Genomic DNA, 11,321 nt, shown 5'->3' with positions numbered 1-11,321 from the left:
TCGGCTGCCTGTTGCGGGAAAGGGGGTAATTTGGGCACGACGACTTTTATATCTGGTCGATGCTCAGCACAATAGCGCAGCATCACCTGTGCCTTATGTGATTGAGGGGAACTGTTAAAGCCATGAATATAAAGTAATAAAGGAGGAACTACATGTACAGGCATACAATTAGTACCCACTCGAGGTAAAATCAGGCACAAACGCTCCTTTTCTTAATCGTTTCACTTGAGTCGAGACTTCTCCATCATGATGAAGTTCTAACTCTCGCCAACCCGGCGAACAAAGATCAAGTGCAAAATCATCAGAGTTAGGTTTAAATTGCACACAAGTGGAAGGGGTTGCCATGACTTTCACGCCTTGATATTCGCAATCCATGGCTTGATGGACATGACCGCACAATACCGCTCGAACATTCCGATGCTGACCAACCACATGCCAAAATGCATCGCTGTCTTTGAGTGTGTGCTGATCCAGCCAAGCACTACCAACCAATAAAGGATGATGGTGGAGTAATACCAGTGTAAACCGATCGGGATATTGGGTAAGCTTTTCATCCAATAAACCGAGTTGATAGTCACTAAGACGACCATGTGGAACCCCAACCACTTGAGAGTCTAACAGCACCATTTGCCAATGTTTGCCCAACAAAACATGTTCTAATGCCTGAATCTGCGCCGATGGCATAACACTCCCCATGTTCGGTTTATAATCATGATTACCTGGCAACCAGAAGCATGACTTTTGCAAATCACGAATTCCTGCGGCAAAACGCTGGTAAGATTCAGCGCTGTGATCTTGTGAAATATCACCCGTAGCAAGAATGGCATCAAAAGGAATTTGTTGCTCAATAATGGCTTGAACAATGGCACGGAAGCTGTCTGCGGTATTAACACTAAGTAAACAGCCATCATCAGGCGCAAACAGATGCGTATCCGTAATTTGGACAAGTTTAATATGATCTGATGGGGATAAACTGGGCGACACGTTCAAAGCGATAAACCTAATGCTGTTAATGGTTGATATTCATGGGAGTTCGACTCATCCCTCTTTTTAAACAAAATGTTAGCCAATCACCTAAAAAACGATTCACTTGGGCTTTCTCATCTTTTTGTACCATTTTGTCGTTTGGATAATCATAGCGAGCATCGATTCGAGCAAGCGATTGACACGCACAAACTTCAGCAACCCGAGCATCGTGATATAGCCTGACAGACATTGTAGGCAATGGAAATATCGAAGTATCATCGCTTTGACAAATCTCCACCAAAGTTGTGTACTTTGTGACCTCTAGCACCTGAAGTTGGTAGATTAAGTGAGCAGCTTGATAACAACGCACATCTCCTACCTTCGGCTGATGAGGGATCAAAGCGTTCAGCTTGGCATAATTCGTTTCATAAGTTCGCATCAATTCAGCGAGATTGACATGATACGGCTTGATGGCCATGAGTAGCGACATACTAAACGCGACTCCGCCATTGCAGTTGCAACTGCTGGTGGTTTAATTCTAACCACTGTAAAGCAATAATAGAGGCACCGTTCTCAATGCGCCCTTCTTTAACCAATTGATAAGCATCCGATCGTTTCATGACATGAAGATTAATATCTTCACCTTCCTCAGCCAAACCATGTACACCAGATGCTTGTGTGCTATCGACCTCACCCACATAGACATCAAGTTTTTCAGAACATCCTCCTGAAGAAGGGTAATACGCGGTGATTTTTTCTAGCCGGTCAACCTTCAAACCAGCTTCTTCTTGTGCCTCTCGACGAACGACGTCCGCAGGCAGCTCACCCGATTCAATAATGCCCGCGACGATCTCTAGCTGCCAAGGCTGTGCATCTTCTAGTGCACCAACCCGTATTTGTTCGATGATCACCACTTCATCGCGTAAAGGATCATAAGGTAATAACGCGGCAGCATGCCCTCGCTCAAACATTTCACGCTCAATCAACTCACTCCATCCGCCTTGAAATAGACGATGTCTGAAGCGGTACTTCACCATGCGGAAGAAGCCTTGAAATAGTGTCTGTTTTGAGACGATATCAATATCACCGGTGCTAAACGGGCTTTTCAATCGATCTGTCGGTTGCATTCGAACTCCTTGTGCGCAATCTTATAGTTTACTCAGGAACTTTTGCCTCTGCCAACGACATGGCTCAACTTTTTATACAAAATTTGTATTTATAGTTAAGTTATGATGGTGAACTAATAAAAAAACAGCAAGCTCCCTCGCTTTTCGGGCTAATTTCTTCTTTTTATCCCTCGGTTGAGCAAATAATTATATTGCACAAGTGGACAATTAAGTGTAAAAAAGTGCAAACTTTCGCACGAAATACCAACAATTTGAGTTACACTCTGTCAAAGTAACTCATTTCATATACAGGCAGGAATAGGACCGATGAAAAAACTGCTTCCTTTACTCGTAAGTGCAACCCTCGCCAGCACCAGCGTCTGGGCAGACGATCTTGCACAAATTTATGACCAAGCAAAAGAAAATGATCCTCAGCTACTGAGCGCAGCCGCTCGTCGTGATGCTGCCTTTGAAGCTGTCACTTCCAGTCGTAGTTCTCTTTTACCACAAATTAATTTAACGGCTGGTTACAACCTAACTCGTAGTGATGAAGACGCTCGCGAAAGCGATCGTCTCAGTGCTGGAATCAAATTTTCACAATCACTATATAATCGCTCAAGCTGGATCACGTTAGATACCGCAGAAAAACAAGCCCGCCAAGCCGATGCAGAATATGCTGTCATTCAGCAGAATTTAATTTTGAGAGTGGCTCAAGCCTACTTTGAAGTGCTCAGCGCACAAGACAACCTAGAGTTTGTCCGAGCAGAAAAAGCGGCGGTCGCGCGTCAACTAGAACAGACCAAACAACGTTTTGAAGTTGGGTTATCTGCCATTACCGACGTACACGATGCCCAAGCACAATATGACGGTGTTTTAGCGCAAGAAGTATTAGCTGAAAATACATTAATTAATAGCTATGAGTCGTTACGTGAAATTACAGGACAAGAGTACGCAAATTTAAATATCCTAGATACGGATCGTTTCTCAGCAAGCCGTAGTACTGAGTCTGTTCAAGCGCTCATTGAACGGGCACAACAACAAAACTTATCTTTGCTTTCTTCCCGCATTGCACAAGACATCGCCAAAGATAATATCGCGTTAGCCAACTCTGGCCACTTACCTTCTCTCACCTTAGATGGCGGGTACAATTATGCTCGCGAATCCAATAGTAATAGTGGTTCATATAACTATAGCGGTCACGACTACAACGATGTTGCCATTGGGGTCAATTTGAGCGTGCCACTCTATACCGGTGGTAATGTCACATCGCAAACCAAACAAGCACAATACACCTATGTCGCCGCGAGCCAAGACTTAGAAGCTTCGTTTCGGACGGTGGTGAAGAGTGTTCGCGCTTACAACAATAATATTAATGCCTCGATTGGTGCTCTACGCGCTTATGAACAGACGGTTATTTCCGCTCGCTCTGCTTTAGAAGCGACTGAAGCTGGCTTTGAAGTCGGCACGCGTACGATTGTCGATGTGTTGGATGCCACTCGTCGCCTCTATGATGCGAACCGTAATTTATCTTCTGCTCGTTATGATTATATTCTTAATGTACTGCAGCTTCGCCAAGCGATTGGCGCATTGAACGAGCAAGATATTTTGGATATTAATTCAGGATTAAAAACGGCAAAAAAATAGCACCAGAACGGAATCAAAAATGGTAAAGGGCTCATCTGAGCCCTTTTTTATCGTGACAAATATTCAACTCGACAACCAAGGTTATCGGCAAACTCAGAGGATCGAGTATGACACTTGTTAGCGAAGCAGAAATAAAAACATTAACCTTTTCCACCGCGGATGGCCTGAATAATTTCTGTGGTTGAGCAACCCTCTTCAAAGTTGAGTACTTTCACCTCACCACCAGCCGCGATCACTTCCGCACCACCAGCGATATCTTCAGGTTTATAATCACCACCTTTGACTAATAAGCTCGGTAACACTTCAGCAATTAGACGTTGTGGCGTATCTTCTGAAAACGGTACCACCCAATCAACCGCACCTAATCCAGCAAGTACCGCCATACGTCGATCGGTCGGGTTAACTGGGCGTCCTGGGCCTTTTAAGCGCTTCACGGATTCATCACTATTCACAGCAACAATCAGTCGATCACCTAGCTCGGCAGCGTGATTGAGATAAGAAACATGTCCAGCATGTAAAATATCAAAGCAACCATTGGTCATCACCACTTTCTCACCACGAGCTTTGGCTTTTTTGACCGCTTCAATCAAGGCGTGTTCACTGATGATCCCAAAATCAGATTCTTTGCTGCCATGAATGGCTTCTGCCAACTCTATCGTCGAAACCGTTGATGTGCCGAGTTTACCGACGACCACTCCGGCAGCAGCATTCGCTAACGCACACGCATCATCTAACGACTTTCCAGCAGCTACCGAGGCGGCTAATACCGAAATCACCGTATCACCAGCGCCTGTCACATCAAACACTTCTTTGGCTTGTGTCGGCAAATGAAACGGTTCCATACCACGACGCAATAATGTCATGCCATGTTCACTTCGAGTGATCAGCAAGGCCTCAAAATCAAATTGTTCGATCAGGGCTAAGCCTTTCTCAACCAGATCTTGTTCCGATTTTACTTTGCCGACGACCTGTTCAAACTCAGCCATGTTAGGAGTCAATAAGCTGGCTCCACGATAGCGTTCAAAATCAGCGCCTTTGGGATCAATAAAAACGGGTAGGTTCGCCGCACGAGCTTGTTGAATCAATGCTTGAACATGCTCTAAGGCCCCTTTCGCATAGTCAGATAAAATCACAGCATTCACATGGGGCAAGGCATCGGTCATCCGAGATAAAACCAGCTCAGCATCGTATTGCGCAAATTTTTCTTCAAAATCTAAACGAATTAACTGTTGGCCACGGCTTAATACTCGCAACTTGGTGATCGTGGGATAATTGGTTAATGCGATAAAATCACACTGTACATTCAATGAAGTGAGTTTTTCGGTTAAGACTTGTGCCGGTTCATCCATACCGGTTAAGCCGATAATGGTTGCCTGCCCCCCCAAAGAGGCGATATTCATGGCCACGTTCGCCGCCCCACCTGGACGCTCTTCATGATGCTCGACTTTCACAACGGGAACAGGAGCTTCTGGCGAAATACGTCCAGTTGGACCATGCCAGTAACGATCAAGCATGACATCACCGATGATCAAAACGCCTGCTTTGTTGTAGTCAGGTAGGATCGGTTTCATTATGGAATCTCCACTATTAATCTCGCCGCGCAGTGTAGCACAAGCCTTTGAGCCGCTAAAGATTTCACCTTAGCGTCTGTTAACCTTTTGCAGTTACATTTTATTCGAAAGGTCAACAGCCCCTAGCCAGTTATGCCAAATTAGCTTCACGACTTCCCGCTCAGCAATTAATTTTGCTTCATCGACATCGGCATCTAAATTAAGTAAGTTGCGATGATGGATTTGATCGCGCATACAAGTATATGCATGAGTTAATGCATTTGCGGATGATTCATCGAGTACACCAAGCTGAATCAGTGACTCAAAGATGCGCACATTGTCAGACCAACGAGTTAACTTAGGATATTGATGGCTGTACAACAACACCCAGTATTGCGCTAAAAACTCAATATCAGCAATGCCACCTTCATCGTGCTTTAGCATAAAACGCCCGACTTTTTTACTGCCTAAGTGTTGACGCATTTTTTGACGCATTTCAATCACTTGCTTTTGCAACGTAGCTTGATCTCGCGGTAGCGATAAAATGGTATGCCTAATGTCGCTAAAGTGGTGCTGTAAAGGAGCGTCACCATAAATCATCCTCGCCCGAACTAAAGCTTGATGCTCCCAAGTCCATGCTTCTTCTTGTTGGTAAAGCGCAAAAGCATCTAAAGGAGAAACTAATAAGCCGGATGCCCCCGAGGGACGTAATCGAGTGTCCACTTCATATAAAATGCCAGAAGCAGTACGTGTTGAGAACAAGTGGATCACCCGCTGGGCAAGACGGAGATAAAACTGCCGACCATCAATCGGTTTTTCGCCATCAGTGACTGAAGAGATCGGACAATCATGCACAAAGACAATATCTAAATCGGAGTTGTAGCCTAACTCCCAGCCTCCAACCTTACCGTAACCAATCACGGCAAAACCTTTGCCGTCGCGCTCGGCAAGGTGATTCGGCTCGCCATACTTAACGCTGACTTGTAACCATGCTTGATGAATGACCGCTTCCACAATCGCTTCGGCTAAATAAGTTAGATGATCACTGACCTTCATCACTGGCAGCACACCGGCAATATCTGCTGCAGCAATTTTTAAAATACAAATTTGCTTAAACTGACGTAGCGCTTCCATTTGTTGCTCCATATCCTCTTCAGGGATTCGAGCTAAGAAATCACGCAACTCTATTTTATAACGGTCTAAGGCGATGGGATGATAAAGCTGCTGCGGATCAATCAACTCATCTAACAAAATAGGATAACGCGCTAGTTGCTCTGAAATCATCGGGCTCGCGGTACATAAACGCACCAACTGGTTTAGCGCAGCGGGATATTCATCCAACAGTTCCAAATAAGTGGTTCGTGTGGCAATACGATTAAGTAAAGAGAGCACTCTGGCTAGACCAAACTGAGCTTCTGGATGAGAAAAAATCACCTGATAAATTTTGGGCATCAAACGGTTTAAAACATCTCGACCTCGTGGGCCAATGGTTTTTTTAGCCAAATCCTGCTTAAAGTGAATACAGGTGTTCGCCACCGTTTCAGGCTCAAGTAATTTTAAATCATGCTCAAGGATATGGAGGATGACTTCTGGCTTATGAGCCATATCCCAAAGTTCATGAAAATAGGGAGCAATCAGGAGATCATCTTCATCTTCTTCACCGATAAGTGCAATAAAGATTTGATGAACCTGTGCCATCTCAAACTGTATGCGCTCAAGCAGTGATGACCACGAATCATAACCCATGGCGTAAATTAGCCGCCATTGATCATCGGTTTTATCGGGTAGCGTTTGCGTTTGTTTATCCTCTATCGCTTGCAGTAAGTTTTCTAATCGACGTAAAAAGCGGTAAGCCGCCATCAACTGCTCGATTTGATCGACAGACAGTAATTCTAATTCTCCAATCGCTTGCAGCGTTTCGAGCAAGCCTCGGTGACGCAAGCTGGGTTCTCGTCCGCCGCGGATCAATTGGAAAACTTGGGCGATAAACTCAATTTCTCGAATGCCGCCTGCCCCTAACTTGATATTATTACTCAACCCTCGCCGACGGACTTCACTACGAATCATCGCTTTCATCCGGCGTAAGGACTGAATAGCGCTAAAGTCGATATAACGACGAAACACAAAAGGACGTAGCATTTGACGTAGCTCTTGATAGCATTGATACATTTCACTGCCCATCACTCGAGCTTTGATCATGGCATAGCGCTCCCAATCACGGCCTTGCTCCTGGTAATAATCCTCAAGAGCGGCATAACTCATCACCAAAGGACCACTTTCACCGAAGGGACGCAAACGCATATCGACTCGATAACAAAAACCATCTGGTGTTTGCTGATCGAGCATTTTAATGATCCGCTGGCCTAAGCGAGTAAAAAATTGGGCATTATCAATCGAACGACGTACACCTTGAGTGTGACCGTTTTCCGGATAAGTAAAAATTAAATCAATATCAGAGGAGAAATTTAACTCGCCGCCGCCTAATTTTCCCATCCCAATGATTAACATCGGCTGCGCTTGCCCCTCTGCGTTACAAGGCGTTCCCCATTCTTGACAGCACTGTGCGTATTGCCATTGATAGGTTTCAAACACAATTGCTTCGGCCAACTCAGACAAATGATTCAAGCTCTCTTCCAACGGCCAATCTGAGAGGAAGTCACGCCAAGCAATATAAACCATTTCTCGGTTACGAAACTGACGCAAAATGTGTTGCCCCTCAGTTTCATTCTCACAGGATGCAAGTAATCGATTTAATTGTGGACGATAGAGTGATGTACGCTGTTTTTCTCGCAGCAACAAGGGAAGCTCCTGACATAAAACCTCGTCACGCAATAACGTTTCAGCAATAAAAGGGCTTAAACCGAGTAACGTGTGTAACTGGCTAAGTAATGCCTGAGGCCAGCTAGCAATAACGACATGCTGGGTAACAAGTTGCTGATAATATCGTTCAGCCTGCGTCTCTAATGATTGAGGGAGTGACATGCTTCATCCTTGTCTGCTTACTGAGAAAACCCAAGGTGAACACTTTAGCTCAGACAAATAAAAATAAAAACGCCCACTTTCATTATGTGGGCGTGTTACTGAGCCGGAAAAATTCGCGTTATACCTTAAACACAGTAATTTTATTATCCAACTCTTCTGCATTATTTTGCATAATTTCAGACGTTTCCAATAGTTCACTGACCACGGTAACCGAAGCTTCGACCAACTCTCGCACATTGGTTAAGTTTTGATTCATTTCATCAGCAACACTACTTTGTTGTTCAGCCGCAGTAGCAATTTGGAAATTCATATCATTGATTTGTTGGACTTGCACCACGATACCATCTAACTCACTGCCAGCATTGGTAACCAGCTCGACCCCATCTGCCGCTTCTACGACACTTTTTTCCATTAAATCAACCGCCGAGTTTGCACTACTTTGCAGCTGAGAAATCATTTCTTGAATTTCAACTGTCGCAGATTGAGTACGCTGTGCCAGATTACGGACTTCATCAGCAACGACAGCAAAACCACGCCCGGCTTCACCAGCGCGAGCGGCTTCAATCGCTGCGTTTAATGCTAATAAGTTGGTTTGCTCTGAAATACTTTGAATGGTTCCTACTACGCTACCAATCGCGATCACACGTTCTTCGACTTGATTCACAGCAGCTGCAGATGCTGCGATATCTTTAGAGAGTTGATCAATCTTACTGATGGTTCTTTGTACAAACTGCTGGCCAGTTTTAGCTTGTTGAGAGGTATTTTCTGTTAATGACGAAGCATTTTGCGCATGTTCCGCAACGGTTTGGACTGTAGAAGACATCTCACTCATTGCGGTTGCGAGCTGATCAATCTCGTTAAACTCTTCTTGCGCTGACTCTTTGGTTTCAGACATGCTGATGGTCATCACTTCCGTCAAAGCCGTGAGTTCTTGAGATGTGCTGATCTGCATTTTGATCAATTCTTGTAATTGATGTCGAGTAATCTCAAGCTCTCGAGCGACATCACCGTATTCATCTTTACATTCCATCACAATGGGCTCAGATAAATCTCGCTGAGCCATTTGTTTGATAGATTCATTCAAAAATTGAGTCTGGCGCAGCATCACCCGAGCGGCAAACAAAAGTAGCGCCACAAACACAACAATCATTAGCCCCGTTTGCCACACGACCTGAACGAGGTATGCATCATAATGTTGTTGAGCCACCTCAATATTTTGGGTTGCAGCCAATAGGGAATCATAGAACAAGCTGGCATCCCATAACTGTTTAGCAATAACCAGTAAGGTGCTGAAGATCATCAGCATGACCATCTTGGGTATCAGACGTACATCTGTGATAACCCGTTCCCACGGTTTAAACGCTATCCTCGCCATTGTCTGTTCTCCACTCAGTTCAATTATCTATTTTTAATATTTTTTACCAAATATTCTCTCGAAAACACGAATTATTTCGAGCACCGTATGAAACCCATAGTACCAAAAACCCACTCGTATCAATGAGTGGAATATCGCTAATTCAAGGGTCGATAACCTAATTTGTGATCTCAAACGGATTATCAGCCAATGACAAATATAAGCTAAAAATAGACACAAAATTATCGTTGATCACTTTCTTCCCTATCGACTGAGTATGGAAATACTCAAGCAACTTGTCGATTCAACACCACCGATTGTGATCTAAGTCGATATTTGATACCGATAAATCGCGCCAATGCTGAAGGCCAAAACATAAAAGGGATGCAATTGCGCATCCCTTTTATGTGTTAAGTGACTTAATCACGCTAGCTTAATCGCGCCAATAAGGCGGAATTTCAACCCCAATCATTCGCGTTTGCTCCATCGCATGAAGGATCGAATGTTCTTGACGAATCAACCAACGATTCACTTGTTCTTGATCTTCCGCTTCCAGTGTATCAAGTAAGGTGGCTAAGGTTTTTAATGTTAAAAGATCATCAATACCATGCAACAAATCAGCCCATGGCATGCGAAATGCGAGCCGTTTTTCCGCATCATATAAACGAGCAAAACCGATCCCCGTATAGAGAGTACGCATCAAGCGGTATTGTTGATCAATATATTCTTGGCTGGATAATGTTTGCTCGGGAGGAAAAACGTCCATAAGCTCAGCCCACGCTCGCTCAAGCTGCTTTATAGAAAAACCACGAATATTTCTTGCCATTCGCTCGCGAGCTTTTTCATCCAAAAATGGTTGCCATCCCCGGGTTAAAATCCAGCGACTAAGATCCAGTAATAAGCCTGTATAACGAGCAGAATGAAGTAATTTAAAAGACTCATCCCGTTGTGGTAGTTCTTCTTGGCGCTGCTTGAGTTCCGTAACTAAAAATTTTCGCGCTTCTAACTTACGCAGCGCGTAGCCTTTATCTTTCAGTAAGTCATCCAAATAATCGTAATGCTTTAACCAGGCTAATTCACCTTCAAGCCATTTTAGTTCTTGACGCAAAATCGCACTGGCACGACGAGGAACGATTCCACCATAAACCGTCAACAGCTGACGAATAAAGCTAATCGCATGACTAATTTCATGCAGCGCTGCTATAGAATCTTGCTCAATATAAATTTGTTCATGATAGTGCCAATGTGACAACGCATGCTCCAAAGAACGGATAAAGCAAGACTCAACACTATCATCACTTTGGGTATTGACTAAGCTCAACGGCTGAACCTCATCACCAGAATAATCGGCAGCTAAACGATAACCACGCGCCGCTTTACTCAAGTTACCCAAACGCATGCCACCTTGATCACTTAAGTGACGCGCTAAGACAAACAATGCATCCGTTTGACCGGATTTTAGCTCAAGTTCTACTTCACAAATTGGCGCTTGATTTACTCCAGCTTGCACCACACCTTGATCAAATGCGACTTCAATCTGGCTACCATCGGCCATACCCACGAGCCACTGCTCACGAGTGAAGTTAGTCGCAAATAAAGGTAATAACTGGGTTTGTAACTCAGCCAGTTCGCGTCCTTCTGGCCAAATATCCGCAGGATGAAGAGAGAGGTCAGGCTCGTTACTGCTATGCTCTGCATTATATTCAGGCCGTTGATGTA

The 11,321-nt window shown here is 44.3% G+C and carries 9 protein-coding genes; 1 reads left to right on the top strand and 8 read right to left on the bottom strand.

Annotated elements, in window-relative coordinates; translation table 11 throughout:
- From B7C60_RS17790 to nudF, 4 genes are all read right to left on the bottom strand, one after another.
- A partial coding sequence (locus tag B7C60_RS17790) for a YqiA/YcfP family alpha/beta fold hydrolase (RefSeq protein ID WP_281251652.1) occupies positions 1 to 164 on the bottom strand: 164 nt, incomplete at its 3' end.
- Between the two features lie 4 nt (positions 165 to 168).
- Positions 169 to 990, bottom strand: a complete 822-nt coding sequence (gene cpdA, locus B7C60_RS04220) for a 3',5'-cyclic-AMP phosphodiesterase (protein ID WP_099610572.1) — start codon at positions 988 to 990, stop codon at positions 169 to 171.
- Positions 991 to 1,009: 19 nt separating this feature from the next.
- Positions 1,010 to 1,456: a DUF1249 family protein gene (locus tag B7C60_RS04215; protein WP_099610571.1), complete on the bottom strand. Its 447-nt coding sequence runs from the start codon at positions 1,454 to 1,456 to the stop codon at positions 1,010 to 1,012.
- Position 1,457: 1 nt separating this feature from the next.
- The gene (nudF, locus tag B7C60_RS04210; RefSeq protein ID WP_099610570.1) at positions 1,458 to 2,093 is read right to left on the bottom strand and encodes an ADP-ribose diphosphatase; all 636 of its coding nucleotides are present in this window, start codon (positions 2,091 to 2,093) and stop codon (positions 1,458 to 1,460) included.
- 306 nt (positions 2,094 to 2,399) lie between these two features.
- Between nudF and tolC the strand changes: the two genes are divergently transcribed.
- The gene (gene tolC, locus B7C60_RS04205) at positions 2,400 to 3,716 is read left to right on the top strand and encodes an outer membrane channel protein TolC (protein ID WP_099610569.1); all 1,317 of its coding nucleotides are present in this window, start codon (positions 2,400 to 2,402) and stop codon (positions 3,714 to 3,716) included.
- 140 nt (positions 3,717 to 3,856) lie between these two features.
- Here tolC and hldE read toward each other — a convergent pair whose 3' ends face one another.
- The 4 genes from hldE to B7C60_RS04185 all read right to left on the bottom strand — a co-directional run.
- Positions 3,857 to 5,287 carry a bifunctional D-glycero-beta-D-manno-heptose-7-phosphate kinase/D-glycero-beta-D-manno-heptose 1-phosphate adenylyltransferase HldE gene (gene hldE, locus B7C60_RS04200; RefSeq protein ID WP_099610568.1) on the bottom strand — a complete coding sequence of 477 codons (1,431 nt, stop codon included), beginning with the start codon at positions 5,285 to 5,287 and terminating at the stop codon, positions 3,857 to 3,859.
- A 93-nt stretch (positions 5,288 to 5,380) separates the two neighbouring features.
- A complete protein-coding gene (glnE, locus tag B7C60_RS04195; RefSeq protein WP_099610567.1) occupies positions 5,381 to 8,248 on the bottom strand; it encodes a bifunctional [glutamate--ammonia ligase]-adenylyl-L-tyrosine phosphorylase/[glutamate--ammonia-ligase] adenylyltransferase in 2,868 nt (955 codons plus the stop codon).
- A gap of 118 nt (positions 8,249 to 8,366) precedes the next feature.
- On the bottom strand, positions 8,367 to 9,623 hold the full coding sequence (locus tag B7C60_RS04190) for a methyl-accepting chemotaxis protein (RefSeq protein WP_099610566.1): 1,257 nt from the start codon (positions 9,621 to 9,623) through the stop codon (positions 8,367 to 8,369).
- 412 nt (positions 9,624 to 10,035) lie between these two features.
- A partial coding sequence (locus B7C60_RS04185; RefSeq protein WP_245868519.1) for a CYTH and CHAD domain-containing protein occupies positions 10,036 to 11,321 on the bottom strand: 1,286 nt, incomplete at its 5' end.

Origin of the sequence: Vibrio fujianensis, from assembly GCF_002749895.1 — a bacterium.
GTDB lineage: Bacteria > Pseudomonadota > Gammaproteobacteria > Enterobacterales > Vibrionaceae > Vibrio > Vibrio fujianensis.
Note: the sequence above shows the minus strand (reverse complement) of the source record. Positions and strands in the feature narration are given on the sequence as shown.